This window comes from Streptomyces sp. NPDC093018 (assembly GCF_040684035.1).
GTDB lineage: Bacteria > Actinomycetota > Actinomycetes > Streptomycetales > Streptomycetaceae > Streptomyces > Streptomyces murinus.
This window is the reverse complement of record NZ_JBFBFF010000003.1, coordinates 274,461-301,448: the sequence shown is the minus strand read 5'-3', so window position 1 is coordinate 301,448 and position 26,988 is coordinate 274,461. Positions and strand designations below refer to the sequence as shown.

The window sequence follows — 26,988 nt, the reverse complement described above, 5'->3', positions numbered from 1 at the left end:
GCCCCTTCGAGGCGCTGCTCACACGGCCGCTGGCTGGAGGCGGACCGTGTCCGAGGAGGACTGGCCGTTGGTCTGGGCACCCGTCAGGGCGGAGCCCGTACGCCACTTCTTCCAGGTGACGTTCCAGTCGCCGAAGCCGTTGCCGAACGGTTCCATCGGCTGGCCGTTGGAGTTGACGACCCGGACGATGTCGCCCTCGTGGACGGTGTCGAAGAACCACCGCGCGTTGGCCGTGCTCATGCCGGTGCAGCCGTGGCTGACGTTGGCGTAGCCCTGTGAGCCGACCGACCAGGGCGCCGCGTGCACGTATTCACCGGACCAGGTGACGCGGGTGGCGTAGTACACCGGCAGGTCGTAGTTGTCCCGGCTGCCCTCGGCGATGCCGACGGTGGTGCCGCGCATGCGTACGAAGTACTGCTTCTCCAGGACCACCTTGACGCCGTTGCGGGTCTCGAAGCCGGGCTTGCCCGTGGTGACCGGGATGGCATTGATCACGGCGCCGTTCTTGAACACCGTCAGCTCGTGCGCGGCGGCGTCCGTGACGGCCTCGATCCGGTCGCCCGTGGTGAGCTTCACCGGCTTCGACCTGCCGCCCCACAGCCGGTCGCCGATCTTCACGCCGTCCAGGTTGCTGTGCACCAGGATCGTGGCGTGGGCGGGCCAGTAGTCCTTGGGCCGGTAGTGGAGTTCCTTGCCGCTCACCCAGTACCAGGAGCCGGGCACGGCGGGTACGGAGTCCACCCGCAGGGCGCGCTCCACCACGGCCCGCTGCGCCGGGTCCTTGACCTCCTCGCTGAGTTGGGCGGTGATGATCTGCCCGACGCCGTACTCGCCCGCGTCCGGCCCGAAGGTGACGCCCAGCTGCTTCTTGGCGGTCGGCTGGGTGGTGTCGAAGCTGAGGACCTTGCGGCCGGGCGCCCCGTCGTCGTCCTCGGTGCTCACCGTGACCGTGTAGTGGGCGCTCGCGGCCAGCGGGGAGGTGCTGTGCCAGCGACTGCCGTCGGCGGTGAGTTCGCCCGCCACAAAGCGTCCTGTGGAGTCCTGGGCGGTCACGTCCGTGATGCGCCCCTCGTCCTTGACGCTGACCTCCAGGGGCTTGTCCGGGTCGGCCCGCTTGCCCACCTCGGTGGGGGCGTTGAAGGAGATCAGGCCCGCTGCGTCATACGGCGTAGCGGACAGGGGGTCGCCGTCCGAACCGCAGGCGGTGATGCCCGCGCCCAGGGCGGTCACCAGCACGACACAGCTGACGACGGTACGGGTCCGCGGAATGTGGTTCATACGATCACGCTATGAGATGGAGACCCTACTGGCGCGGCACGTAACCCATACGAGGGAACGACACTCCCGCATCCGAAGGACACCCGGTTGGAACGCGGAAAAGCCGGAAGCCCGGACCCTCTTGACGGAGGGTCCGGGCTTCCGGGTGGTGCTCGGGGTCTTACTGGGTGCGGTTCTCACCGTGGTAGTACTCGAACACCCAGCCGAACAGACCGATCACGATGAACGGCGCGGAGAAGTAGATCAGCCACCAGCCGACCGCGATGCTGAGGAAGGCGATCGCACCGCCGAAGCCCAGCATGAGCGGCTGCCAGCTGTGCGGGCTGAAGAAGCCCAGCTCGCCCGCGTCGTCCGCGACATCGGCCTCCGTGTCGTCCTGCGCACCGGCGTCCACCCGGCGGGCGGTGAAGCCCAGGTAGAAGCCGATCATGATCGACAGGCCGAAGGCCAGGAAGAGCGCCGTGGTGCCGGCCGGCTCCTTCGACCACACGCCATACACGATGGCCATGATCAGGATGAAGAAGCTCAGCCAGATGAACATCCGGCCCTGGATCTTCACTTGCCGGCCTCCTTGCTGTCCGCGACGGCAGGCGCGTGACCGGCGTACTCGAGCTGTTCGAGCGCGGCGATCTCGGGGTGGTGCAGGTCGAACGCCGGGGATTCACTGCGGATCCGCGGCAGGGTGGTGAAGTTGTGCCGCGGGGGCGGGCAGGAGGTCGCCCACTCCAGCGAGCGGCCGTAGCCCCACGGGTCGTCCACGCCGACCGGCTTGCCGTACTTGGCCGTCTTCCAGATGTTGTAGAGGAACGGCAGGATCGACAGACCGAGGAGGAACGAACCGATGGTGGACACCGTGTTCAGCGCGGTGAAGCCGTCGGCCGCCAGATAGTCGGCGTAACGCCGCGGCATACCCTCGGCGCCCAGCCAGTGCTGGACGAGGAAGGTGGTGTGGAAGCCGATGAACAGCGTCCAGAAGGTGATCTTGCCGAGGCGCTCGTCCAGCATCTTGCCGGTGAACTTCGGCCACCAGAAGTGGAAGCCGGAGAACATCGCGAAGACGACCGTACCGAAGACCACGTAGTGGAAGTGGGCCACCACGAAGTACGAGTCCGAGACGTGGAAGTCCATCGGGGGCGAGGCCAGGATGACACCGGTCAGACCACCGAACGTGAAGGTGATCAGGAAGCCGGTCGCCCAGAGCATCGGTGTCTCGAAGGACAGCGAGCCCTTCCACATGGTGCCGATCCAGTTGAAGAACTTCACACCGGTCGGGACCGCGATCAGGAAGGTCATGAAGGAGAAGAACGGCAGCAGCACACCGCCGGTGACGTACATGTGGTGCGCCCACACCGTCACGGACAGACCCGCGATGGAGATCGTCGCGGCGATCAGGCCCATGTAGCCGAACATCGGCTTGCGGGAGAAGACCGGGATGACCTCGGAGATGATGCCGAAGAACGGCAGGGCGATGATGTACACCTCTGGATGGCCGAAGAACCAGAAGAGGTGTTGCCACAGCAACGCGCCGCCATTTGCCGCGTCGAACACATGCGCACCGAATTTACGGTCCGCCTCCAGGGCGAACAGCGCGGCGGCGAGCACCGGGAAGGCCAGCAGGACCAGCACACCGGTCAGCAGCACGTTCCACACGAAGATCGGCATACGGAACATCGTCATGCCCGGAGCGCGCATGCAGATGATCGTGGTGATGAAGTTGACCGAGCCGAGGATGGTGCCGAAGCCGGACATGGCCAGACCCATGATCCACATGTCGGCGCCGGCGCCCGGCGAGCGGACCGCGTCCGACAGCGGGGAGTAGGCGAACCAGCCGAAGTCGGCCGCGCCCTCGGGGGTGAGGAAGCCACCCACCGCGATCATCGAGCCGAACAGGTACAGCCAGTAGGCGAACATGTTCAGCCGCGGGAACGCCACGTCGGGCGCGCCGATCTGCAGCGGCATGATCCAGTTCGCGAAGCCCGCGAACAGCGGCGTCGCGAACATCAGCAGCATGATCGTGCCGTGCATCGTGAACGCCTGGTTGAACTGCTCGTTCGTCATGATCTGCAGGCCCGGACGGGCCAGCTCGGCGCGCATGAGCAGCGCCATGACGCCGCCGATCAGGAAGAACGCGAACGACGTGACGAGGTACATCGTCCCGATCGTCTTGTGGTCGGTGGTCGTCAGCCACTTCACCACGGAATTGCCGGGCTGCTTGCGCCGAACCGGCAGCTCGTCCACGTACGAGCCTTCAGCGGCCGCGGCACCCTGGGGTTCGTTGAGGATGCTCACAGGTTGTTCGTCTCCCGGTTCTTCTCGTGGCTCGTCTGCGCGATGCCGGCGGGAATGTAACCGGTCTGCCCCTTCTTGGCGAGGTCCTTGAGATGCTGCTCGTACGCCGCCGGGGAGACGACCTTCACGTTGAACAGCATCCGGGAGTGGTCGACGCCGCAGAGCTCGGCGCACTTGCCGAGGAAGGTGCCCTCCTTGTTGGGGGTCACCTGGAAGGCATTGGTGTGGCCCGGGATGACGTCCTGCTTCATGAGGAACGGCACCACCCAGAAGGAGTGGATGACGTCACGCGAGGTCAGAACGAAACGGACCGTCTTGCCCTTGGGGAGCCAGAGCGTCGGACCAGGGTTGCCGGTCTGCGGGTTGCGCGTGCCCGGGGTGCCGACGTCGTAGACGCCGCCGGCGTTCGCCGGGAAGGCGGCCTTGAACCGGTCGGGGATCGCGGACAGGTTGGTGTCCGTCTTCGCGTCACCCGAGACACCGGGGACGTTCTCGATGTAGTTGAAGCCCCAGCTCCACTGGAAGCCGACCACGTTGACCGTGAGGTCGGGCTTCTTGTCGAGGCTCATGAGCTTCGTCTCGTCCCGGGCCGTGAAGTAGAACAGCACCGAGATGATGATGATCGGGACCACCGTGTACAGGGCCTCGATCGGCATGTTGTACCGGGTCTGCGGAGGTACCTCGACCTTGGTGCGGCTGCGCCGGTGGAACATGGCGCTCCACAGGATCAGGCCCCACACCAGCACGCCGACGGCGAGCGCGGCAGCCCAGGAGCCCTGCCACAGGGAGAGGATCCGCGGAGCCTCTTCCGTGGTCGGGGTGGGCATGCCAAGGCGGGGGAAGTCCTTGTATGTGCAACCGGTTGCGGTCGCCAGGACCAGGCCCGCGGTCAGTGCCTGCAGCAGCTTCCGCCGCATCGGGCGCCGCGGCGAGCGGTCGGAGCCGTTGGGACTCACGTAGCGCCTTCCCGAGAGTCTCGCCCGCGCGGTCGGCTGCGGCCTTCTCGCTGGTCGGTCGCCGCCCTGCGTCGGGCAGGGGTTTGGATGTTTATGCGGACCAAACCCTAGCCGACGCCTTCCAGGGGTTCGCGGGGAGGGGGGCATACGCGTCGCGCCTCACTCAGTTGGGGTGCGGATGGGCGCCCAATAGCTCGGGTTGTGGGGGTTTGGGGGGCGGGCGCGAGTGGGCGGCGGGCAACTCGCGCCCCTGGGGTCGGCACAGGTCACCGGCGTTTTACCGTGGGACCGTGGCCTACTTCGACGCGGCTTCCGCCGCTCCCCTTCATCCCGTCGCCCGCCAGGCTCTGTTGGCCGCCCTCGACGACGGGTGGGCCGACCCCGCGCGGCTGTACCGGGAGGGGCGCAAGGCCCGGATGCTGCTGGACGCGGCGCGGGAGGCGGCGGCCGAGGCGGTCGGGTGCCGGGCCGACGAACTGGTCTTCACCCCGTCGGGGACGCGGGCCGTACATACGGGCGTCGCGGGGGCGTTGGCCGGAAGGCGGCGGGTGGGACGCCACCTGATCGTGTCAGCGGTCGAACATTCCTCTGTCCTCCATTCGGCGGAAGCGTTCGAGGCGGAGGGCGGCTCGGTGACGCAGGTGCCGGTGCACCGGACGGGCGCCGTGTCCCCCTCGGGCTACGCGGCCGCGCTCCGCGGCGACACCGCCCTCGCCGTGCTCCAGTCGGCCAACCACGAGGTGGGGACCGTCCAGCCGGTGGCCGAGGTGGCCGAGGTCTGCCGGGCGGCCGGGGTGCCGCTGCTGGTGGACGCGGCGCAGTCGCTGGGCTGGGGGCCGGTCGGGGGCGGCTGGTCGCTGCTCGCGGCCAGCGCGCACAAGTGGGGCGGCCCTTCGGGGGTCGGGCTGCTCGTCGTGCGCAAGGGGGTGCGGTTCGCCGCCCAAGGCCCGGCGGACGAACGGGAGTCGGGGCGCGCGCCGGGGTTCGAGAACATCCCGGCCGTCGTGGCGGCGGTCGCGTCGCTGCGCGCGGTACGGGCCGAGGCGGCCCAGGAGTCGGTACGGCTGCGGGAGCTGACGGAGCGGATCCGGGCGCGGGTGCCGCGGCTGGTGCCCGAGGTGGAGGTGGTGGGCGACCCGGAGCAGCGGCTGCCGGGGATCGTCACCTTCTCGTGTCTCTATGTCGACGGGGAAACCCTGCTGCACGAGCTGGACCGCGAGGGCTTCGCCGTCTCCTCCGGCTCCTCCTGCACCAGCAGCACCCTGACCCCGAGCCATGTGCTGAAGGCCATGGGCGTGCTCAGCGAGGGCAATGTCCGGGTGTCGCTGCCGCCGGGCGCGGCGGAGGAGGACGTGGAGCGCTTCCTGGCCGTGCTCCCGGGGGTCGTCGCCGGGGTACGGGACAGGCTGGGCGCCCCTTCGGCCGCCACCCCCGCGGCTCCCGAGCCGGCCGCCCTGGTCGTGGACGCCCTCGGCAAGCGGTGCCCCATCCCGGTCATCGAACTGGCCAAGGTGTTCCCCGGCGTCCCCGTGGGCGGCACCGTCCGCGTCCTCTCGGACGACGAGGCGGCCCGCCTGGACATCCCGGCGTGGTGCGAGATGCGGGGACAGGAGTACGTGGGCGAGGAACCGGCGGACGGGGGAACGGCGTACCTGGTCCGCCGGCTCGGCTGACCCGCGCCGCCGGCGCGGGTGCGGGTCGTCAGCGCAGGTACGTGCGGACCTCTTCGCCCGCCTCGTCGCCGTACGCCTTCACGAAGCGCTCCATGAAGTGGCCGCGGCGCAGCTGGTACTCCTGCGTGCCCACGGTCTCGATGACCAGCGTCGCGAGCATGCAGCCCACCTGCGCCGCCCGTTCCAGCGAGACGCCCCAGGCGAGGCCGGACAGGAAGCCCGCGCGGAAGGCGTCGCCGACACCCGTGGGGTCGGCCTTGCGCTCCTCCTCCGCGCAGCCGACCTCGATCGGGTCCGCGCCGGCCTGCTCGATGCGCACGCCCCGGGAGCCGAGCGTGGTCACCCGGTGGCCGACCTTCGCGAGGATCTCCTCGTCGGTGAGGCCGGTCTTGGTCTGGATGAGGCCCTTCTCGTACTCGTTCGAGAAGAGGTACGTGGCGCCCTCCAGCAGGATCCGGATCTCCTCGCCCTCCATGCGGGCGATCTGCTGCGAGAAGTCGGCGGCGAACGGGATCGAACGGGACCGGCACTCCTCCGTGTGGCGGAGCATCGCCTCGGGGTCGTCGGCGCCGATCAGCACCAGGTCGAGGCCGCCCACCCGGTCGGCGACCGTCTTGAGCTCGATCAGCCGGGCCTCGCTCATCGCGCCCGTGTAGAAGGAGCCGATCTGGTTGTGGTCGGTGTCGGTGGTGCACACGAAGCGCGCGGTGTGCAGGGTGTCGGAGATGCGGACCGACTCGGTGTCGACGCCGTGCCGGTCGAGCCAGGCCCGGTACTCGTCGAAGTCGAAGCCGGCGGCGCCGGCCAGGATCGGCCGGGTGCCGAGCTGGCCCATGCCGAAGGCGATGTTGGCGGCGACACCGCCGCGGCGCACGTCGAGGTTGTCGACGAGGAAGGAGAGCGAAACCGTGTGCAGCTGGTCCGCGACGAGCTGGTCGGCGAACCGGCCGGGGAAAGTCATGAGGTGGTCGGTGGCGATGGAGCCGGTGACTGCGATGCGCACGACGGGGATTCTCCTGCGGGAGGCGGGATTGACAGTTCACGCTACCCGGTCAGGGGTCGGCGCTGTAGTTGACGAAACTACCCGATAGTAGATCTTTCTTCGCAGGCTCGACCATGCGTACGGTTCCCTCATGACGAACCTCAAGGGCTCCTCGTCCGCCGCGTCCGGCACTCCCGTCTCCCCCGCCCCCGGCGATCTGGAGGGCGGCCTCGACACCCTGCGCGGCGACTGCGCCCGGATGGCCCGGCGCTGGCCCGCGCCCGCGCGCGCCGCGTCCCGCCCGATACCGCTGTCCCACATCCACAAGGTCTCCGTGTCGAAGCGCTCGGTCCGGCTGCTGGACGCCATGTCCGACTACGGCGACTGATCCCGCTCACCCGTACGGCGTAGGCCCGGGAACCTCCCGCTCCCCTCCCTCGTCCCATGGTCGTCCCCCACGCGGGGCACGCGGACACGGACCGGCGAGGAGCGATGCGGTGAACACGGAGCGGCCTGAGAACACGGGGGACGTCCCCGAGGTGCCAGATGCGCGCGAGGCGGGGCGCTCCCGGCGGCGCTCGCGTGCCGTCGTCCTCTCCACCCTGGCCGCCGTGCTGCTGGTCGGCGGCGGTGGCGCGTACGTCGCGGCGAGCGACGCCCCGGGCGGTCGTACGGCCCCCACCGCGGCGGATTCCACCACTCCCCCGCCGCTCGCCCTGGACGACGGGTCCGACCCCTACGGCGCCCGCTATGTGGCGCAGGGCGCGCTGCCCGAGGGGCCCGGCTCGGCGGCGGTGTACGGGGCGGGAGCGGAGGTTCGCACAGACCAGGTGCTCCGGCTGGCGAAGGCGCTCGGGGTGAGCGGGACGCCGGTGGCCGAGGGGCACGGCTGGCGGATCGGCGGCAAGGACGGTTCCGGGCCGACCCTCCAGGTGAACCGGGACGCGCCGGGCAGCTGGACCTTCAGCCGGTACGCGCCGGGCACCGACGACTGCAAGAAGGGCCCCCTGTGCGCGACCGGGCCGGTGGGCCCCACCGGAGCGCCGGTGAGCGCGGGGGCGGCCGAGAAGGCGGCGGCGCCCGTGCTGCGGGCGGCCGGTCTGGACGGCGCGAGGACCGATGCCGGCCAGGTCATGGGCAAGCAGCGGGTGGTGACCGCCGACCCGGTGGTGGGCGGGCTGCCCACCACCGGCTGGGCGACCGGGCTGACGATCAGCGGGCAGGGCGAGGTGGTCGGCGGGCACGGGCTGCTGTCGACGCCGGTGAAGGGGGCGACGTACCCCGTCCTGGACGCGAAGAAGACCCTCGCGCTGATGAACGCGGCGCCGAAGGGCGACCACCGGATGGGGGCCGGAGGCTGTGCGAGCCCGGGGCGGTTCGCGACGCGCCTGGAGGGGCCGTGCGGGCAGGAGTCCCCGGCGCCTGCCGCGACGGTCACCGTGGACAGGGCGGTGTTCGGGCTGGCCGCGCACTCGGTCGGCGGCCGGCAGACCCTGGTGCCGTCCTGGCTGTTCGAAACGCGGGGCTCGGGGACGGTGTCGTACCCCGCGATCGATCCGCGCTATCTGGCCTCTTCGGCGTCCTCGGCGCCCTCGGCGGCACCGACCAGCCCCGGCGGCTCGGTCAAGGTCACCGGCTACATGGCCGACGACCGGGATCTCACCGTGAGCTTCTACGGCGGCCTGTGCGCCGACTACGCGGTGACGGCCCGGGAGAGCGCCACCCGGGTGACGGTCACGGTCACCGAGCACCGGCAGGAGGGCAAGATCTGCCCGCTGATCGCCAAGGAGTTCACGCGGACCGTGCGGCTGAAGGCGCCGGTGGACGGCCGGGCGGTGGTCGGCGCGGACGGCGCGCGGATCCCGCAGGCGAAGCAGGGCACGCTGCGGCCGTAACCCCCGCCCAGGGAAGGCCCGCTCCCGCCGATGATCCGTTCGAGCGGTTGTCCGATAGCCGTACCTTCGCCCTCGACGGCCGGACCGATATGCCGGTTAACGTGGCATTTCAGCGGTTTTCCGATGGGCGAGCAACGGAAGGGCCCGGCATGTCCAACCACTTCACCGGCCTCAGTCTTGGACCACCACTCGGCGACCAACGCCTCGATCTGTGCGACCTCTACGCCTTCACGGCACCCGGCGATCCGAGCAGGACCGTGCTCATCCTCAACGCCAATCCGAACGCGGACGCCCTGCATCCCGACGCCGTGTACCGCCTGAACATCGACAATGACGGCGACCTGCTGACCGATGTCGCCTTCAGCTGGGTCTTCAACCCGCCGGCGGCCGACGGCTCGCAGACCTACAGCGTCCACATGGCGACCGGCGCGGAGGCCCGGAGCCCCGAGGCGGTCGGCACGAAGATCGTCTCGGATGCCGCCGTCTCCTTCGGCCCCCAGGCCAATGTGGTCACCTTCGGCGAGTACCAGGTGGCCGCCGGCAGCCGCAGCGACGCCTTCTTCTTCGACTTCGACGGCATCAAGAATCTGTTCGACACCAGCGGCAAACGGAATTTCACCGCGCCGCATCTGGGCGGGAAGTCCCCGTGGACCGGCGTCGACTCCAACACCACGGCCAATGTCTTCTCCATGGCCGTCGAACTGCCGACGGCGGAGCTGGCGCCCCAGTCCGAACTGCGGATCTGGGGCCGGTGCAGCGTGCTGCGAGACGGCGAACTCGTCCACGCGGACCGGGCCGGCCACCCGTCGATCAGCAGCTTCTTCAACACCGACGACACGAAGGAGGAGTACAACGCGAGCGAGCCGGCGGGCGACCGGGCCAGATGGACGGACCAGTTCGTCCATCTGCTGGGCCACACCGGCGGTTACTCGCGCGAGGAGGCGATCGCCGCGCTCGACGAGCACGGCATCCTGCCGGACGTGCTGCACTTCGACCCGTCCAGGCCCGCCGTCTATCCGAACGGCCGGACGTTCACGGAGGACGTCATCGACATCCGCGTCGCGTTCCTCACCAAGAACGAGGCGCCGCCCACCGGTCTGTCGCCGCACACCGACACCCTGGACCGGTTCCCGTACCTCGGCGACCCGCACCCGGCGACGGCTTCCTGACGGGCCCGGCCCCCGAGCTCGTACGACAGAGGCGGCGAGCCCCCCACGCGGGGGCCGCCGCCTCTGTCTTCAGCCGATCCTCAAACGCGAGGGCGCCGGCTCAGCCGGATGATTCATCAGCCGGCTGATTTAGCTGAAGGAGTCGCCGCAGGCGCAGGAGCCGGTCGCGTTCGGGTTGTCGATCGTGAAGCCCTGCTTCTCGATCGTGTCCACGAAGTCGACGGTGGCGCCGCCCAGGTACGGGGCGCTCATGCGGTCGGTGACAACCTTGACCCCGCCGAAGTCCTTCTCCACGTCGCCGTCGAGGGCGCGCTCGTCGAAGAACAGCTGGTACCGCAGACCCGAGCAGCCGCCGGGCTGAACGGCGACGCGCAGCGCGAGGTCGTCACGGCCTTCCTGGTCGAGCAGGGCCTTGACCTTGGCCGCGGCGGCGTCGGTCAGGATGATGCCGTCGCTGACGGTTGTGGTCTCGTCCGATACGGACATCTACATCTCTCCCGGGTTGTACGGAGACTGCTTGCCGACGAGTGCAACCGGCGCTTCCGCGGATTCATTCCGGGCCGGGCGTCACGTGGTCGCGATTTTGCCTTCTGCCCCTTCATGCTCGCATACGCGCGCGAAGGCGCACAGCGGCCCGCGGGGGGATCCCGGTGGCCGGACCGGGATTCACGTCACATGGACACGAGGGCCATCGTCAAACTGACGTGAAGCGTTTATGATAGATAGCGTCAGATAGACGAAAAATAGAAAGGGTGCGTGTCGTGACCACCGCCCAGACCCCGGAGCTCGACGTCCAGCCGACTCCGCTCGCCCTGTTGCTGCTCGGCCGCGAGGCCGACCCGAAGAGCGAGCGGGGTGTCGAGTGTCCCGGCGATCTGCCGTCGCCCTCCGACCCCGCCCTGGTCGAGCGCGCCCGTGCCGCCAAGGAGAAGCTCGGCGACAAGGTGTTCGTGCTCGGTCACCACTACCAGCGTGACGAGGTGATCCAGTTCGCCGATGTCACGGGCGACTCCTTCAAGCTGGCCCGGGACGCGGCGGCGCGTCCGGAGGCCGAGTACATCGTCTTCTGCGGTGTGCACTTCATGGCCGAGTCGGCGGACATCCTCACCTCCGCCGACCAGAAGGTCGTGCTGCCGGACCTCGCGGCCGGCTGCTCCATGGCCGACATGGCGACGGCGGAGCAGGTCGCGGAGTGCTGGGACGTGCTGACCGAGGCCGGGATAGCCGAGCAGGTCGTCCCGGTGTCGTACATGAACTCCTCGGCCGACATCAAGGCGTTCACCGGCAAGCACGGCGGCACCATCTGCACGTCCTCCAACGCCAAGCGCGCGCTGGACTGGGCGTTCGAGCAGGGCGAGAAGGTGCTCTTCCTGCCCGACCAGCACCTCGGCCGCAACACCGCCGTGCGGGACATGGGGATGTCCCTGGAGGACTGCGTCGTCTACAACCCGCACAAGCCGAACGGCGGGCTGACGGCGGACGAGCTGCGCGCCGCGAAGATGATCCTGTGGCGCGGCCACTGCTCGGTCCACGGCCGCTTCAGCCTGGACTCGGTGAACGATGTGCGCGCCCGCATCCCCGGGGTGAACGTCCTGGTGCACCCGGAGTGCAAGCACGAAGTGGTGGCCGCGGCGGACCAGGTCGGCTCGACCGAGTACATCATCAAGGCCCTGGAGGCGGCCCCGGCCGGCTCGAAGTGGGCGATCGGCACGGAACTGAACCTGGTCCGCCGCCTCGCCAACCGCTTCGCCCCCGAGGGCAAGGAGATCGTCTTCCTCGACCGCACGGTCTGCTTCTGCTCCACCATGAACCGCATCGACCTCCCCCACCTGGTCTGGACCCTGGAATCCCTCGCCGAGGGCAACCTGGTCAACCACATCCAGGTCGACGACGAGACCGAGTCCTTCGCGAAGCTGGCTCTGGAGCGGATGCTGGCGCTGCCGTAGCCCGCGGCGGTACGCGCGGAGGGGCACCCCCGGGGATTCGGGGGTGCCCCTCTCTGTGTGCGGCGGGGGTCAGACCTGGGCCAGGTCCGGCTCCGCCGGGGCCGGCAGTTGCCGCTTGGCCGACTTCTTCTTCGCTCGGCGTTCCTTGCGGAGTTCCAGCATGGCGTAGAGGGTCGGGACCAGCAGCAGGGTCAGCAGGGTGGAGGTGATCAGGCCGCCGATCACCACGACCGCGAGCGGCTGGGCGATGAAGCCGCCCTCGCCCGTGACGCCCAGGGCCATCGGCAGCAGGGCGAAGATCGTGGCCAGAGCGGTCATGAGGATGGGGCGGAGGCGGTGGCGGCCGCCCTCGATCACGGCCTCGACCACGCCGTAGCCCTGCGCCCGGTACTGGTTGATCAGGTCGATCAGCACGATCGCGTTGGTCACCACGATGCCGATCAGCATCAGCATGCCGATCATGGCCGGGACCCCCATCGGGGTGCCCGTGATGATCAGCAGGCCGAGGGCGCCGGTCGCCGCGAACGGGATGGAGACCAGCAGGATCAGCGGCTGGGCCAGCGAGCGGAAGGTCGCGACCAGCAGCATGAAGACGATCGCGATCGCGGCCAGCATGGCGAGGCCGAGGTTCTTGAAGGCGTCGTTCTGGTCGGAGGTGACGCCGCCGATCTGGGCCTCGGCGCCCGCGGGCAGCTTCAGGGCCTTGATCTTCGACTGGAGCTGGGTGCTGACCGCGCCCGTGTTGTCACCGGTCGGCTTGGCCGTGATCGTCGCGGCGCGCCGGCCGTCGATCCGGGTCAGCGAGACCGGGCCGTCCACCAGCTTCACCGTGGCGATGTCACCGAGCTCGACCGGGCCGAGACGCAGCTTCTTCAGCTGGGCGACGGTCGTGGCGGGCTTGGCCGACTTGATGACGACATCGCGCTCGGTGTCGTCGAGGGTCGCCTTCGCGGCCGTCGTACCGCGCACCGCCTGCGCCACCGCCGCGCCGAGCTTCTGGTTGTCGAAACCGGCCGCGGCCGCCTTGGCGTTGGCCGTCACCGAGATCCGCGGCACGCTGGTGGACAGGTCGCTGGTGACGTCGGTGACGCCGTCAAGACCGGCCACCGTGGAGCGGACCTGCTCGGCCGCCGTACGCAGGGCCTGGGGGTCGGCGGCCTTCACCACGACGCTGAGGTCCTGGCTGCCGAAGCCGTCACCGGCCGACACCGTGGTCGTACCGATGCCCTTGAGGTCCTTCAGGCCGCTCTCCAGGTGCTTCTGCACGCTGTCGTACGACTTCGAGTCCTTCAGCATCACCTGGTAGGACGCCTGGTTGGTGTCCGTGCCGCCGCCGAAGGCCGCCATGAAGCCGGAGGAACCGACGGTGACCTGGTAGTCCTTGACGCCGTCGGTGGCGGCGAGGAGCTTCTCGACCTTCTTCGCCTGCGCGTCGGTCGCCGCGAGGCTGGTGCCGGGCTTCAGCTCCTGCTTGATCGTGATGACCTCCTGCTCGCCCTGGTCGAAGAAGTTGGTCTTGAGCAGTCCGGACATGCCGAACGTGACGACCAGGACGACGATCGCGATCAGCACACTGGTGAGGCGGCGGCGCGTCGCGAAGCGCAGCACGGGGACGTACGCCCGCTGGAGGCGGCTGTTCGCCTCCTTCTCCTCGGCCTTGCGGCGGGCCTCCGCCGCGTCCTCGGGGGTGCCCTTGGGGGCGCGCAGGAACCAGTAGGAGAGCACGGGGACGACGGTCAGCGAGACCAGCAGGGAGGCCAGCAGGGCCGCCGTGACGGTGATGCTGAAGGAGCCGAACAGCGCGCCCACCATGCCGCCGACCAGGCCGATCGGCAGGAACACCGCGACCGTGGTGAGGGTGGAGGAGGTGACCGCGCCGGCCACCTCGCGGACCGCCTCGATGATCGCCGAGCGGCGCTCCTCGCCGTAGCCGAGATGCCGCTTGATGTTCTCCAGGACCACGATCGAGTCGTCCACGACCCGGCCGATGGCGATGGTCAGGGCGCCGAGCGTGAGCATGTTCAGGGACAGGCCGTCGGTCCACAGCACGATCAGCGCGAGGACGACGGACAGCGGGATGGACACCGCGGTGACCAGCGTGGAGCGCAGCGAGGCGAGGAAGAGCAGGATGACCAGGACCGCGAAGAGCAGGCCGAGCGCGCCCTCGGTGGTCAGGCCCTTGATGGACTTGGAGACGGCCGGACCCTGATCGCTGACGACCGTCAACTCGGCGCCGGTGCCGAGCTGTTCGCGCAGGCCGGGCAGCTTGTCCTTGACCGCATTGGAGATCGTGACCGCGCTGCCGTCGTGGTCCATGGTCACGTTGACGGCGAGGCTGGGCCTGCCATCGGTGCGGGTGAGGGAGTCGGCCGGGGCCGGCTGCTCCTTGACGGTGGCCACATCACCGAGTCGTACGGCCTTGTGGCCGCCCGCGCCGGTGACGGTGAGGTCCTTGATCTGGTCCAGCGTGGTGAAGCCGCCGCCGACCTGGACGGTGCGGTTGGCGCCGTTCTCGTCGAAGGAGCCGGCCGGGACGCTGGCGCCGCCCGCCTGGAGGGCCTGGGCGAGGGCGGCGGGGGTGAGGCCGTCCTGCGCCAGCTCGGCGTTGTCGGGGGTGACGTTCACCTGGAGGTCGCGGACGCCGGTGACCTGGACGCGGCCCACGCCGTCGATGTCCTTCAGGGCCGGTACGACCGTCTTGTCGAGCTGGTCGGCGAGCGCCTGCTGGTCCTTGCCCGAGGTGGCGGCGAGCACGACGGTCGGCATGTCGTCGGTGGAGCCGGAGATCACCTGCGGGTCGACCTCGGACGGCAGCTGGTTGCGGGCCCGGTTCACGGCCTGCTGCACATCGGCGACGATCTGCTTGGTGTCGTTGCCGTAGTCGAAGGACGCCATGATCACGGCGTTGCCCTCGCCCGCGGTGGAGGTGACCGAGGTGACGCCGTCGACGCCCTGGAGGCCGTCCTCGATCGGCTCGACCACCTGCTTCTCGACGGCGTCGGGGGCGGCGCCCTGGTACGGCGCGATCACCGACACCATGGGCAGGTCGATGGTGGGCAGCAGCTGCTGCTTGATCTGGGGTATCGCGATCGCGCCGAAGACCAGGGCGACGATCGAGATCAGCCCGATGAGGGCCCGTTGGGCGAGGCTGAATCTGGACAGCCAGGACATGGGTGAGGGTCTCTCTTCCGTGAGCGGCAGAAGCGCTTCCGATCACCGAGGGCACAGAGGACCCAAGGGACCTCCAGGGTGCGCGGGAAGCGGCGACGGACGCCCAGGAGCGTCCACACCCCACCACCCTCGGCCATCCAGGAGGCCCGGACCGTAGGCCGCAGGTCCCGTTTCCTTACCCGTCTCCTACTCCGCGCGCAGTACACGCGGGTGGAGAAGGTGGGGTAGGGGCGGGTGGAGATCGGTCCACCGTCAGTCCACCCGCGGCCGGACGAGACCAGACTCGTACGCGATCACCACGAGCTGTGCCCGGTCGCGCGCGCCGAGCTTGGCCATGGCCCGGTTGACGTGCGTCTTCACCGTCAGCGGGCTGACCACGAGGCGTTCGGCGATCTCGTCGTTGGAGTGGCCGCCGGCGACCTGGACGAGGACCTCGCGCTCGCGTCCGGTGAGCGCGTCGAGCCGCTCGGCGCGGACGGGGGTGCGGCCGTCGTCGCCGTCGCCCTGCGCGAGGAAGCGGGCGATCAGGCCCTTGGTGGCGGCCGGGGAGAGCAGGGCGTCGCCGCCCGCGGCGATCCGGATGGCGCTGAGCAGTTCCTCCGGTTCGCTGCCCTTGCCGAGGAAGCCGGAGGCGCCGGCGCGCAGCGACTGCACCACGTAGTCGTCCACCTCGAAGGTCGTCAGGATGACCACGCGGACCTGCGCGAGATCGGCGTCCTCGCTGATCAGACGGGTGGCGGCGAGGCCGTCGGTGCCGGGCATACGGATGTCCATCAGGACGACGTCGGGGCGCCGCTCCTTGGCCAGCAGGACCGCCTGCGCGCCGTCGGACGCTTCCCCCACCACCTCCATGTCCGGCTCGGAGTCGACCAGCACCCGGAACGCGCTGCGCAGCAGGGCCTGGTCGTCGGCGAGCAGGACACGGATCGTCATACGGGCTCCCCCGGTGCCGTCGTACGGCCGTCGATGCGGGTGTCGGTGGTGCTGACCGGCAGGATCGCATGGACGCGGAAACCGCCGCCGTAGCGGGGGCCGGTGGTGAGGGTGCCGCCGAGGGCGCCGACGCGTTCGCGCATGCCGAGCAGGCCGTGGCCGCCCCCCTTCTCGGGGGCGGAGTCAGGGGCGCCCTCGGGGTGGGTGCCGGGGGCACCGGTCTCGCCGGAGCCGTCGTCCACGACCGTGATCTCGATGTTCCGTCCGACGCGTACGACACTCACCTCGGCCCGTGCGCCCGCGCCCGCGTGCTTGCGGACGTTGGTCAGTGCCTCCTGGACGATCCGGTAGGCGGCGAGGTCCACGGCCGCGGGCAGATGGGTGTCCTGGTCGGTGCGGGCGACCTCCACCGGCAGGCCCGCGCTGCGGAAGGTGCCGGCCAGCTCTTCCAGGAGGCTGAGGCCGGGGGCGGGTTCGGTGGGGGCCTCCGGGTCGCCGGACTGGCGGAGCAGGCCGACGGTGGCGCGCAGTTCGTTGAGCGCGCTGCGGCTGGCCTCGCGGACGTGGGCGAGGGCCTCCTTGGCCTGGTCGGGGCGCTTGTCCATGACATGGGCGGCGACCCCGGCCTGCACATTGACCAGAGCGATGTGGTGGGCGACCACGTCGTGCAGGTCGCGGGCGATGCGCAGGCGCTCCTCGGCGACCCGGCGGCGTGCCTCCTCCTCCCGGGTGCGCTCGGCGCGGTCGGCGCGGTCGCGGATGGCCTGGACGACGGCCCTGCGGCTGCGCACCGCGTCGCCCGCGGTGGCGCCGATGCCGGTCCAGGCGAGGACGCCCAGGTTCTCCTGCGCGTACCAGGGCAGGGGCCCGGCAAGCATCGCGGCGGCGGTCAGCACGGTCATGGTGAGCAGGCCGACGCGGAAGGTGGTGGTGCGGTCGGTGGTGGCGGCGACGGTGTACAGGGCGATGACGGCGGACATCGTGACGGGCGCGCGGGGGTCGCCGGTGACGCACTCCACGACGGAGAGGGTGCCGGTGACGGCGAGGACGGTACGGGGGGCGCGGCGGCGGAAGACGAGGGCGACGGCGGCCAGCAGCATCAGCAGCAGGCTCAGGGGCGCGGGGCGCAGGCCCCAGGTGACGCCCTGCCCGTCCTTGGGGGTGGCGAAGGAACCGGCGACCATGCAGACGAGAACGGCCGCGGCGAGGGCCGCGTCGAGCGCGAGCGGGTGGGCCTTGAGCTCGCAGCGGGCGCGTTCGAGAGTGGTCACACAGGAACAGTACGGTCCGGGCACCGGCGGACGGCGGCGTTCGCGGTACGAGGGCCGGGCGGGGGGGCGGACGCTCAGTCCGGGATCAGGCCGTCCTCACTGAGCATCAGGCGGACCTCCGCCAGGGAGGCGTCCGGGGCCGGGAGGATCAGGTCGGAGGGTTCCAGTTCGTCGTCGGCGAGGGGGGCGCCGAGTCGGCGGACCGCGTCGAGGAGGGCGCCCAGGGTGCGCCGGAAGCCCTCCTCGTCGTCGTTCTCCGTCTCGGCCAGCAGCTCGTCGTCGAGCTTGTTCAGCTCGGCGAAGTGGGAGTCGTCCAGCCTGACCTGGCCCTCCCCCATGATCCGTACGATCACGTCGGCCTCCTCGACTCGTCTCCCGGCTGCGGCCCCGCTACTGCTTGTCGAAGCGCGGGGTGTCCTGCGGCTGCTGCTGGGCCTGGGGCTGCCCCTGACCGGTGCCGCCCTCGATGGCCTGCTGCTGGGTGCCGCCGGCCAGCTCGGCCTTCATGCGCTGCAGCTCCAGCTCTACATCACTACCACCGGAGAGCCGGTCCAGCTCGGCCGCGATGTCGTCCTTGGCCATGCCGGTCGGGTCGTCCAGGGCGCCGGAGGCGAGCAGCTCGTCGATGGCGCCGGCGCGGGCCTGGAGCTGCTGCGTCTTGTCCTCGGCGCGCTGGATCGCGAGGCCGACGTCGCCCATCTCCTCGGAGATGCCGGAGAAGGCCTCGCCGATCCGGGTCTGGGCCTGGGCGGCGGTGTAGGTGGCCTTGATGGTCTCCTTCTTGGTGCGGAATGCGTCCACCTTGGCCTGCAGGCGCTGGGCCGCCAGGGTGAGCTTCTCCTCCTCGCCCTGGAGGGTGGCGTGCTGGGTCTCCAGGTCGGTCACCTGCTGCTGGAGCGCGGCGCGCCGGGACAGCGCCTCGCGGGCCAGGTCCTCGCGGCCGAGCGCGAGCGCCTTGCGGCCCTGGTCCTCCAGCTTCCCGGACTGCTGCTGGAGCTGGTTGAGCTGCAACTCCAGGCGCTTGCGGCTGGTCGCCACGTCGGCGACCCCGCGGCGCACCTTCTGGAGCAGCTCCAGCTGCTTCTGGTACGAGTAATCGAGGGTCTCGCGCGGGTCCTCGGCCCGGTCAAGGGCCTTGTTCGCTTTCGCGCGGAAGATCATCCCCATACGCTTCATGACACCGCTCATGGGCTTCGCGCGCCCCCTTCTGACGGACTCCAGCTCACCGATCCTGCGACAAGACCCACAGTACGGGCCTTGCCTCCATTACCGCACTGTCCGGGGCGTGATGCGCTCATCCCCAAGAACGACTGCGGACCGTACCGCTCCGGCGCAGGGAGGAGACGGTCCCCCACCCGGGCCCCGCTCGGACCCAGTTCGAAGCCTCCGGAACGCCCCCTCTGCGTCGTACAGACGCTCGGTGTTGCCGGATCGTTCCCAGCCGGGCTGGGGTCCATGCCTCGGATGCCCTTACCCTTGGTCTTTGTGTTCCGTAGCCGTGCCAAGGAAGAGAAGTCCCAGGCCGACAAGCCGGTGAACTTCTCCAAGCAGCCCCGCGACCCGCAGGCCCCGAAGGGCAGGCCCACGCCCAAGCGCAGTGAGGCCCAGTCCCAGCGCCGCAGCGTCGCCCAAACGCCGACGACGCGCAAGGACGCCTCCAAGCGCCAGCGCGAGGATCGCCGCCAGGCGCTCCAGAAGCAGCGCGAGGCGCTGGCCGGTGGTGACGAGCGCTATCTGCCGGCCCGCGACAAGGGTCCGGTCCGCAGGTTCGCCCGTGACTGGGTGGACTCGCGGTTCAATGTGGCGGAGTTCTTCCTGCCGCTCGCCATCGTGATCCTCGTGCTCAGCGTGGTGCGGGTGCCCTCGATCCAGAACATCGCGCTGCTGCTGTGGGCCGTGGTGATCGTCCTGATCGTGGTCGACGCCGCCGTCAGCGGTTTCCGCCTGAAGAAGCGCCTCAAGGAGCGCTTCCCGGACGGCAACACGCGTGGCGCGGTGCCCTACGCCCTGATGCGTTCGCTCCAGATGCGCCGGCTCCGGCTGCCGAAGCCGCAGGTCAAGCGCGGAGAGCGGCCCTGAGCGCAGACGCTTTCACCGGGGGTGCGGCGCACTCCTGGCTGGACAAGGTGGGCGGGCTCCGGGATGTCGTACGCCAGGAACTGGTGGCGCGGCAGCTGGACGAGCAGATAGCCGGGCGGTTCCCCGTCGGGCGGCGGCTGCGCGTGCTCGACGTGGGGATCGGGCAGGGCACCCAGGCCCTGCGCCTGGCCCGCCTCGGTCATCAGGTGACCGGGGTCGAGCAGGATCCGGTGATGGTCGCGGCGGCGCGCGAGGCGCTGGCCCGGGAGCCGGAGGGCATCCGGGAGCGGGTGCGGCTGGTGCAGGGCGACGGCCGGGACACCGGGGTGCACTTCCTGCCGGGCAGCTTCGACCTGGTGCTCTGCCACGGTGTGCTGATGTACGTCACCGAGCCCGATCCGCTGGTGGCGGGCCTGGCGCGGGTGCTGGCGCCGGGCGGGCTGCTCTCGCTGCTGGTGCGCAACGGCGACGCGCTCGCCATGCGGCCCGGTCTCGCCGGTGACGCGGCGGGCGCGCTGGCCGCCTTCGACACCACCTCGTACACCAACCGTCTCGGCCTGAATGTGCGGGCCGACCGGCTGTCCGCGCTGACCGCGACCCTCGCGGGCATCGCCGCCCCGCTGCACGCCTGGTACGGCGTGCGGGTCTTCACGGACCTGGCCGGGGACGACGCGCCGCTGCCGGACGATCTTCCGACGCTGCTCGCCGCCGAGGAGCGGGCGGGCCGCACGGATCCGTACCGGGGCGTCGCGGCGCTGCTGCATCTGTGCGGGGTACGGGGCTGAATCCCCGCGGGGTGCGCGGCCCCCACAGAGTGCGCGACCCCCGCAGAGTGTGCGGCTGAGCCCGATCGGGGCAATACGGCGGGCCCGCTGATCAACGCGCGGCCAGACTCGGTGCATGGACGCTTCCGCTTCCCGTACCCCTGTCCGGTGCCGCGCCTTCCTCGCCGTCGTACTGCTGTGCTGCGCGGCGCTCACGGCGGGCTGCGAGGGCCCCGGCGCGCCGAGCGCGCGGCGGCCCGGCGCGGCGACGGCCAGCCCGGTGACCGTGCCGATGGCGGCGGACGATCTCCAGAGCGCCTACCAGCGGGTGATCAAGCAGGCGCTGCCCTCGGTCGTGCAGATCGAGGCGAGCCGTGATCTGGGCTCCGGGATCGTGTACGACGATCGGGGGCACATCGTCACCAACGCGCACGTGGTCGGCGACGAGAAGACCTTCCGGGTGACCACGGCGGGCAACGAGGAGCCGCTCACCGCGAGCCTCGTCTACTCCTACCCCCAGCAGGACCTGGCCGTGATCAAGCTGGACCGGGTGCCGGACGGGCTGAAGCCCGCGGTGTTCGGGGACTCCGAGAAGGTGGAGGTCGGCCAGATCGTGCTGGCCATGGGCTCACCGCTCGGGCTGTCGTCCAGTGTGACCCAGGGGATCGTCTCGGCGACCGGGCGGACCGTCAGCGAGGGCAGCAGCGACGGGGGCACCGGCGCCACCATCGCGAACATGGTGCAGACCTCGGCCGCCATCAACCCGGGCAACAGCGGCGGCGCCCTGGTCAACCTCGACGGGCAGGTCGTCGGCATTCCGACGCTGGCCGCGGCCGACCCCAATCTGGGCAGCGCGGCGGCCGGGATCGGCTTCGCCATCCCCGCGTCGATGGCGCGGACCATCGCCGGTCAGATCGTGCGCGAGGGCCGGGTCGTGGACTCGGGCAGGGCCGCGCTCGGCATCACCGGGCGGACCGTGGTGGACGACCGCCTGCAGCCGGCCGGGGTCGCCATCGCGACCGTCCGCAGCGGGGGCCCCGCGGCACAGGCGGGGCTGCGCACCGGCGACATCATCACCAAGGTCGGCAACCGGTCCATCACCACCATCACCTCGCTCCAGGAGGCCCTGGCGGCGGACAAGCCGGGCGGGCGGACGACGGTGACGTATCAGCGTGACGGGGCGGAGCGGACGGCGCAGGTGACGTTGGGCGAGCAGTGAGGACGGGGATGAGGAGGGGTACGGCCTTCCGGGTGCCGGGCCTCCGGGGATACGGCCTTCCGGGTGCCCGGTCTCCGGATTCCCGGGCCCCGGGGCGCGCCCCTCCTCACCGCGGCGTCAGGAGGCGTCGGCGTGCAGGCTCATCGGACCGTAGATCTCGGTGGTCTCCTCGAACAGCCGTACCTGGTCCGCGCCGCCCTCCATCAGGTCCCGCCAGTGCTCCCCCACCCAGGACTCGGCGTCCCCCTGAGTGGTGAACTCCTCGGGCTGGACCGCGGGCTGGACCTCGCTCCCGTCGGCCTTCTCGAACCGCCACGTCCATGCCGTCATGTGGGCCTCCTAGTGATCCGACACCTGCTGGAAGAGTAGACGGAAGCGCAATACCCGATCGGACAGGCGAAAATCGTTCCGTGGAAGTGACTCTGCTCGGTACCGGTGCCCCCGCCGGTCTGCCCCGCCCCGACTGCCCCTGTGCCGCCTGCGCGACGGCGCTGGGTCCGGACGCGCGGGCGGCCACCGCGCTGCTGGTGGACGGCGCGCTGCTGCTCGACCTCACCCCGGGCGCGGCCTTCGCGGCGGCGCGGGCCGGGCACTCGCTGGGCGGGGTGCGCCAGGTGCTGCTGTCCCATCCGCACGACGGGCCGCCGGTGGAGGTGCCGGCCGGGCTGCCGCAGCCGGTACGGGTGCCGGACGGGCGGGAGCTGACGCTGCTGACGGGGCATCGGGTGCGGGCGGTGGCGATGGACGCGGGCGGCACCGGGTACGCGGTGACCGGTCCGGACGGGCGGCGGCTGCTGTATCTGCCGCCGGGCGGGGCGCCCGCGGGTCTGGAGGCGGCGACGGCGGAGTCGTACGACATGGTCCTCGCGGATGTCGTCGGCCGGCCCGACGCGCTGGCCCGGCTGCGGGCGGTCGGTTCGGTGGGGCCGACGACGGATGTGCTCGCGGTCCATCTCGACCACGATGTGCCGCCCGGCGGTGAGCTGCGGCGACGGCTCGCGGCGGCGGGGGCGCGGGCGGTGCCCGACGGTACGACGCTGGTGGTCGGCGCGTACGAGGACGTGCCCGATGTGCCCCGGCGCACGCTGGTGCTCGGCGGGGCGCGTTCGGGGAAGTCGGTCGAGGCGGAGCGGCGGCTGGAGGCCTTCCCCGATGTGCTGTACGTCGCGACCGGCGGGACGCGGGGCGGGGACACGGAGTGGGCGGTGCGGGTGGCGGCGCACCGGGAGCGGCGGCCGGGGTCGTGGCGTACGTCCGAGACGACGGATCTGGTGCCGGTGCTCGCGGCGGACGGGCCGCCGGTGCTGATCGACTGTCTGTCGCTGTGGCTGACGGATGTCATGGACGAGGTGGGGGCGTGGGACGACGCGGAGTGGGCGGGCGGGGGTGAGAAGGCGCTGCGGGAGCGGGTGCGGGAGCTGACGGAGGCGGTGCGGTGCGCGCGGCGGCCGGTGGTGGCCGTGTCGAACGAGGTGGGCTCGGGGATCGTCCCCGCGACGGCGTCCGGGCGACGCTACCGGGACGAACTGGGGCGCCTGAACGCGGCGTTCGCGGCGGAGTGCGAGCAGGTGCTGCTGATCGTGGCGGGGCAGGCCGTGGTCCTGCGGGGGTGAGCCGAACAGCTCCGTGAGGTGCGCGGTCAGCCTTGGTGCGGACGCGGCCGCGCGATGTCCTTCCGGGCCACGAACCGGTGGTGGTGGAGGAACGGGATCTGGAAGGCGCCGGGGAGGACCGCGCAGGCCAGAGCCTCCACATCGGCCGGTGACCAGCAGGCGCCCAGGACGAGGTGGCCGCCGGGCCGCAGGACGGTGAACGCCGCGTCGAGTTCGGCCTCCGGAGCATGCCGCGGCGGCCCGAGGACGCTCACCACGTCGTAGCGGCCGCGCAGCCGCGGCGCCACCTCGGCCAGCTGACCCCGGTACGCCTCCTCCACCCGGTCCTCCGCCAGCGCCCGCCGCACGCGGTCCGTCGGGTCGGTGCCGTCGAAGCTCGTGTAGGGGAAGTACCGCTTGGCCGCCTCCGGGAAATGGCCGTACCCCGTGCCCACGTCCAGCCAGCTCTCCGGTTCGGGGAGCCCGGGGAGCGAGGACAGCGCACGGGCGGTGAGCCGGTGCCGGATCCGGGCCAAGTGGTGTGCGTAGAAGCTGCGTTGGAGAAGGGGCTCCAGTGCGCGGGGCGAGGTCGGCATGGACGGCGGCTCCCTGTACGACATTTCGCTGCAAAACGGAACGTATGGGATACCGATCTTGGACGCAATGACATCGCCGGGTCGTGGTGGCGATGTGGCGCGGAACCGTTCGCCCGCTGGCGGTACTGTTCGGCGAATGAGCAGGATTGATCTGGACGACTTCACCGATCTGATCGAGCGCCCGGACGGGGGCGTGCGCCGTGACGCCGAGACCCGGCGGGAGCGCCAGATCGTGCCGCCGGGGGCGCTGGGGCGCCTGGACGAGCTGGGCGAGTGGCTGACCGCCGCGCAGAGCGCCGTACCGGTACGGACGGTCGAACGGCCGCGGCTGATCCTCTTCGCCGGCGACCACGGCATCGCCGGACTGGACGTCTCGACGCGGCCCGCGGGCGGCGCGCGGGAGCTGGTGCGGGACGTGCTGGAGGGCGCGAGCCCCGCCGCCGTGCTGGCGCGCCGGCTCCAGGTGCCGGTCCGGGTCGTGGACATGGCCCTGGACTGCGACCCGGGCGACCTCCCCGAGGACGTCGGGCGCCACCGGGTGCGGCGCGGCAGCGGTCGTATCGACATCGAGGACGCGCTCACCGAGGACGAGGTGGACGCCGCGCTGCGGGCCGGCATCGCCGTGGCCGACGAGGAGGCCGACTCCGGTACGGACCTGGTGGTGCTCGGCGACATCAGCGTGGGCGGCACCACCGCGGCCGCGGTGCTGATCGCGGCGCTGTGCGGGACCGACGCGTCGGTGGTGACCGGGCGGGGCGGCGTCGCGATCGACGACCTCACCTGGATGCGCAAGTGCGCGGCGATCCGGGACGCGCTGCGCCGGGCCCGGCCGGTGCTCGGCGACCAGGCGCAGCTGCTGGCCGCGGTCGGCGGGGCGGACCTCGCGGCGATGACCGGGTTCCTGCTCCAGTGCGCGGTGCGCAAGCTGCCGGTGATCCTGGACGGCGTGGTGAGCGCGGCGTGCGCGCTGGTCGCGCAGCGGGTCGCGTTCCGGGCACCGGACTGGTGGCTTGCGGCGCACGACAGCGGGGAGCCGGGGCAGGCGAAGGCGCTGGACCGGATGGCCCTGGAGCCGCTGCTCCAGCAGGGCGTGAAGGTCGGCGAGGGCACGGGCGCGCTGCTGGCGCTCCCCCTGGTGCAGGCCGCGGCGGCGCTGGCCGCGGAGATGCCGGAGCGGGAGCCGGAGAGCGAGAAGGAGCCGGAGACCGCCGCGGCGGACACGGAGCCGGCGGCCGAGGGGGAGCCGAAGGCCGACGGGGAGCCGGCGGCCGGGGAAGCGTAGTCGGCGGGAAACAGCCGGCCCCGAGAGGCGATAAGTGCCGTTCGTTCAGGCAACCCCCATATGATCCATCACCATGGGAGATGCCCGGATTGCCACCCCGCCGCGCGTGGTGGCGGAGCGGTCGGTCGAAGAAGCGGAGCGGTCGGGTGCGGCCGGGCGGCGGTCGGGCGGGGTGTCCCCCAAGGCCGCCGCTTTCGCCGTCTGGTACCTGCGGGTCGTCGCGTTCATCAACTTCCTCACCGCGGTGTGGGTCTCGCTGTACCAGGACGTGCGCCGGCACAACCAGGACGACTTCTTCACGCCGTACCTGCTGACCGCCGGTTTCGCCTCCGGTGTGTTCACCGCGTTCCTGGCGATCACGATGCGGCGCCGCAAGCGCGCGGCGTGGATCCTCAACCTCGTGCTCAGCGGCGTCTTCCTCGCGCTGTTCGCGTTCGCCATGGCGTTCCCGGAGATCCACCGGTACGCGCAGAACTGGGTGTCGCTGGTGCTGACGGCCGCGTTCGTCGGGGCACTGCTGGTGGGGCGGCGGGAGTTCTACGCGAAGGGCGACCGCGCCAATCCCCGGCTCGCGGCCACCGTCGCCGTCGGCGGCGGGCTGGCCGCCAGCCTGCTGGCCGGGCTGCTGGTGACGGTCACCAACCAGGCGCCGGACGCGGCCCGTTCGACGTTCTGGGAGCGCTGGCACTACGGCACCCTGCGCCTGGTCTCGGTCTCCGCCGACGAGCGCCACTTCCCCGGCATCGCCCCGCCCACCTGGGCCAACGTCGTCGTCAATGTGCTCAGTACGGCCCTGGTCCTCGCCGTGTTCTACGCCGCCTTCCGCTCCCGGCGCGCCGTCGACCCGCTCACCGCCGACGACGAGCGACGGCTGCGGGCGCTGCTGGAGCGGCACGGCGAGCGGGACTCCCTCGGCTACTTCGCGCTGCGCCGGGAGAAGAGCGTGGTGTGGTCGCCGACCGGCAAGGCCGCCGTCGCCTATCGCGTGGTCGGCGGGGTGAGCCTCGCCTCCGGGGACCCGCTCGGGGACCCCGAGGCCTGGCCGGGCGCGATCGTGCCGTGGCTGGAGGAGGCGCGGGCGCACGGCTGGATCCCGGCGGTGATGGGGGCGGGCGAGGAGGCGGGCACCGTCTACCACCGGCACGGCCTGGACGCGCTGGAGCTCGGGGACGAGGCGCTCGTGGAGGTCGCCGACTTCACCCTGGAGGGGCGGGCGATGCGCACCGTGCGGCAGGCGTACAACCGGGTGCGGCGGGCCGGGTACGAGGTGCGCGTCCGGCGTCACCAGGACATCCCGGCGGCCGAGATGGCGCTGCTGGTCGAGCGCGCGGACGACTGGCGGGACGGGGCGACCGAGCGCGGGTTCAGCATGGCGCTGGGGCGGCTCGGGGACCCGGCGGACGGCCGGTGCGTGATGCTGGAGTGCACGGACGCCGAGGGCCGGCCGCGGGCGCTGCTGTCCTTCGTGCCCTGGGGCCCGAGCGGGCTGTCGCTGGATCTGATGCGCCGCGACCGCGCCTGTGAGAACGGGCTGATGGAGTTCATGGTCATCGAGCTGCTGCGGCGCGCCGGGGAGATCGGGATCACACAGGTGTCGCTGAACTTCGCGATGTTCCGCTCGGTCTTCGAACGTGGTGCGCGGCTCGGCGCCGGACCGGTGCTGCGGCTGTGGCGCTCGCTGCTCAGCTTCTTCTCCCGCTGGTGGCAGATCGAGTCGCTGTACCGCGCCAACGCCAAGTACCGGCCCATCTGGGAGCCGCGGTTCCTGCTCTTCGAGAAGAGCGCGGACCTGCCGCGCATCGGCCTCGCCTCGGCCCGCGCGGAGGGCTTCCTGGAGGCCCCGGGACTGCCCAAGTGGCTGCACCGGGGACGGCTCGGGGCGCGCCGATGACC

24 protein-coding genes are annotated in these 26,988 nt (G+C 71.2%); 11 read left to right on the top strand and 13 right to left on the bottom strand.

The window, feature by feature from the left end:
- Positions 1–18: 18 nt before the first annotated feature.
- The 4 genes from AB0N90_RS08670 to coxB all read right to left on the bottom strand — a co-directional run bounded on the left by AB0N90_RS08670 (position 19) and on the right by coxB (position 4,523).
- Positions 19–1,278 carry an Ig-like domain-containing protein gene (locus AB0N90_RS08670; protein ID WP_361671147.1) on the bottom strand — a complete coding sequence of 420 codons (1,260 nt, stop codon included), beginning with the start codon at positions 1,276–1,278 and terminating at the stop codon, positions 19–21.
- Between the two features lie 160 nt (positions 1,279–1,438).
- Entirely contained in the window at positions 1,439–1,837 is a 399-nt protein-coding gene (locus AB0N90_RS08665; protein WP_085564354.1) for a cytochrome c oxidase subunit 4, read from the bottom strand.
- Positions 1,834–3,567 (bottom strand): cytochrome c oxidase subunit I, encoded by a 1,734-nt coding sequence (ctaD, locus tag AB0N90_RS08660; RefSeq protein ID WP_365194144.1) that lies wholly within the window; start codon positions 3,565–3,567, stop codon positions 1,834–1,836. The genes AB0N90_RS08665 and ctaD overlap by 4 nt, the downstream gene beginning before the upstream one ends.
- Entirely contained in the window at positions 3,564–4,523 is a 960-nt protein-coding gene (gene coxB / locus AB0N90_RS08655; protein ID WP_085564356.1) for a cytochrome c oxidase subunit II, read from the bottom strand. The genes ctaD and coxB overlap by 4 nt, the downstream gene beginning before the upstream one ends.
- A 290-nt stretch (positions 4,524–4,813) precedes the next feature.
- Here coxB and AB0N90_RS08650 point away from each other — a divergent pair, with 290 nt between their 5' ends.
- The gene (locus tag AB0N90_RS08650) at positions 4,814–6,196 is read left to right on the top strand and encodes an aminotransferase class V-fold PLP-dependent enzyme (RefSeq protein ID WP_365194142.1); all 1,383 of its coding nucleotides are present in this window, start codon (positions 4,814–4,816) and stop codon (positions 6,194–6,196) included.
- A 28-nt stretch (positions 6,197–6,224) separates the two neighbouring features.
- Here AB0N90_RS08650 and AB0N90_RS08645 read toward each other — a convergent pair whose 3' ends face one another.
- On the bottom strand, positions 6,225–7,199 hold the full coding sequence (locus AB0N90_RS08645; RefSeq protein WP_365194139.1) for a carbohydrate kinase family protein: 975 nt from the start codon (positions 7,197–7,199) through the stop codon (positions 6,225–6,227).
- A gap of 130 nt (positions 7,200–7,329) precedes the next feature.
- Here AB0N90_RS08645 and AB0N90_RS08640 point away from each other — a divergent pair, with 130 nt between their 5' ends.
- The 3 genes from AB0N90_RS08640 (at position 7,330) to AB0N90_RS08630 (ending at position 10,242) form a co-directional block, all read left to right on the top strand.
- Positions 7,330–7,566, top strand: a complete 237-nt coding sequence (locus AB0N90_RS08640; RefSeq protein WP_365194136.1) for a hypothetical protein — start codon at positions 7,330–7,332, stop codon at positions 7,564–7,566.
- A gap of 109 nt (positions 7,567–7,675) precedes the next feature.
- Positions 7,676–9,073, top strand: coding sequence for a hypothetical protein (locus AB0N90_RS08635; protein ID WP_365194133.1), 1,398 nt, complete (start codon positions 7,676–7,678; stop codon positions 9,071–9,073).
- A 149-nt stretch (positions 9,074–9,222) separates the two neighbouring features.
- Positions 9,223–10,242: a DUF4331 family protein gene (locus AB0N90_RS08630; protein ID WP_365194132.1), complete on the top strand. Its 1,020-nt coding sequence runs from the start codon at positions 9,223–9,225 to the stop codon at positions 10,240–10,242.
- Between the two features lie 129 nt (positions 10,243–10,371).
- Here the strand turns inward: AB0N90_RS08630 and AB0N90_RS08625 are convergent, their stop codons facing one another.
- Positions 10,372–10,728 (bottom strand): iron-sulfur cluster assembly accessory protein, encoded by a 357-nt coding sequence (locus tag AB0N90_RS08625; RefSeq protein WP_037652949.1) that lies wholly within the window; start codon positions 10,726–10,728, stop codon positions 10,372–10,374.
- Between the two features lie 275 nt (positions 10,729–11,003).
- On the opposite strand from AB0N90_RS08625, the gene nadA reads away from it, so the two are divergent.
- Entirely contained in the window at positions 11,004–12,188 is a 1,185-nt protein-coding gene (gene nadA / locus AB0N90_RS08620) for a quinolinate synthase NadA (protein ID WP_365194130.1), read from the top strand.
- 69 nt (positions 12,189–12,257) lie between these two features.
- Here nadA and AB0N90_RS08615 read toward each other — a convergent pair whose 3' ends face one another.
- The 5 genes from AB0N90_RS08615 to AB0N90_RS08595 all read right to left on the bottom strand — a co-directional run bounded on the left by AB0N90_RS08615 (position 12,258) and on the right by AB0N90_RS08595 (position 18,751).
- Positions 12,258–15,359, bottom strand: a complete 3,102-nt coding sequence (locus AB0N90_RS08615) for an efflux RND transporter permease subunit (protein ID WP_365194127.1) — start codon at positions 15,357–15,359, stop codon at positions 12,258–12,260.
- Positions 15,360–15,611: 252 nt separating this feature from the next.
- Positions 15,612–16,292 (bottom strand): response regulator transcription factor, encoded by a 681-nt coding sequence (locus AB0N90_RS08610; protein ID WP_365194124.1) that lies wholly within the window; start codon positions 16,290–16,292, stop codon positions 15,612–15,614.
- Positions 16,289–17,563 (bottom strand): sensor histidine kinase, encoded by a 1,275-nt coding sequence (locus AB0N90_RS08605; protein ID WP_365194121.1) that lies wholly within the window; start codon positions 17,561–17,563, stop codon positions 16,289–16,291. The genes AB0N90_RS08610 and AB0N90_RS08605 overlap by 4 nt, the downstream gene beginning before the upstream one ends.
- A gap of 74 nt (positions 17,564–17,637) precedes the next feature.
- Positions 17,638–17,916, bottom strand: a complete 279-nt coding sequence (locus AB0N90_RS08600; RefSeq protein WP_365194119.1) for a hypothetical protein — start codon at positions 17,914–17,916, stop codon at positions 17,638–17,640.
- 37 nt (positions 17,917–17,953) lie between these two features.
- Positions 17,954–18,751, bottom strand: a complete 798-nt coding sequence (locus AB0N90_RS08595) for a PspA/IM30 family protein (RefSeq protein WP_162135025.1) — start codon at positions 18,749–18,751, stop codon at positions 17,954–17,956.
- Between the two features lie 267 nt (positions 18,752–19,018).
- Between AB0N90_RS08595 and AB0N90_RS08590 the strand changes: the two genes are divergently transcribed.
- The 3 genes from AB0N90_RS08590 to AB0N90_RS08580 all read left to right on the top strand — a co-directional run bounded on the left by AB0N90_RS08590 (position 19,019) and on the right by AB0N90_RS08580 (position 21,625).
- Positions 19,019–19,642, top strand: coding sequence for a DUF3043 domain-containing protein (locus tag AB0N90_RS08590; protein ID WP_232984107.1), 624 nt, complete (start codon positions 19,019–19,021; stop codon positions 19,640–19,642).
- 83 nt (positions 19,643–19,725) lie between these two features.
- Entirely contained in the window at positions 19,726–20,427 is a 702-nt protein-coding gene (locus AB0N90_RS08585; protein WP_365194734.1) for a methyltransferase domain-containing protein, read from the top strand.
- Between the two features lie 115 nt (positions 20,428–20,542).
- Positions 20,543–21,625, top strand: a complete 1,083-nt coding sequence (locus AB0N90_RS08580; protein ID WP_365194115.1) for a trypsin-like peptidase domain-containing protein — start codon at positions 20,543–20,545, stop codon at positions 21,623–21,625.
- A gap of 117 nt (positions 21,626–21,742) precedes the next feature.
- Here the strand turns inward: AB0N90_RS08580 and AB0N90_RS08575 are convergent, their stop codons facing one another.
- The gene (locus AB0N90_RS08575) at positions 21,743–21,955 is read right to left on the bottom strand and encodes a hypothetical protein (RefSeq protein WP_361671181.1); all 213 of its coding nucleotides are present in this window, start codon (positions 21,953–21,955) and stop codon (positions 21,743–21,745) included.
- Between the two features lie 80 nt (positions 21,956–22,035).
- Between AB0N90_RS08575 and AB0N90_RS08570 the strand changes: the two genes are divergently transcribed.
- Entirely contained in the window at positions 22,036–23,238 is a 1,203-nt protein-coding gene (locus AB0N90_RS08570) for a bifunctional adenosylcobinamide kinase/adenosylcobinamide-phosphate guanylyltransferase (protein ID WP_365194111.1), read from the top strand.
- Between the two features lie 26 nt (positions 23,239–23,264).
- Here AB0N90_RS08570 and AB0N90_RS08565 read toward each other — a convergent pair whose 3' ends face one another.
- A complete protein-coding gene (locus AB0N90_RS08565) occupies positions 23,265–23,813 on the bottom strand; it encodes a methyltransferase domain-containing protein (protein ID WP_365194108.1) in 549 nt (182 codons plus the stop codon).
- Positions 23,814–23,949: 136 nt separating this feature from the next.
- Between AB0N90_RS08565 and cobT the strand changes: the two genes are divergently transcribed.
- Together cobT and AB0N90_RS08555 are read left to right on the top strand one after the other, a co-directional pair.
- Entirely contained in the window at positions 23,950–25,095 is a 1,146-nt protein-coding gene (gene cobT / locus AB0N90_RS08560) for a nicotinate-nucleotide--dimethylbenzimidazole phosphoribosyltransferase (RefSeq protein WP_365194105.1), read from the top strand.
- Between the two features lie 73 nt (positions 25,096–25,168).
- Positions 25,169–26,986: a phosphatidylglycerol lysyltransferase domain-containing protein gene (locus AB0N90_RS08555; RefSeq protein WP_365194103.1), complete on the top strand. Its 1,818-nt coding sequence runs from the start codon at positions 25,169–25,171 to the stop codon at positions 26,984–26,986.
- The last annotated feature ends 2 nt before the right edge of the window (positions 26,987–26,988 follow it).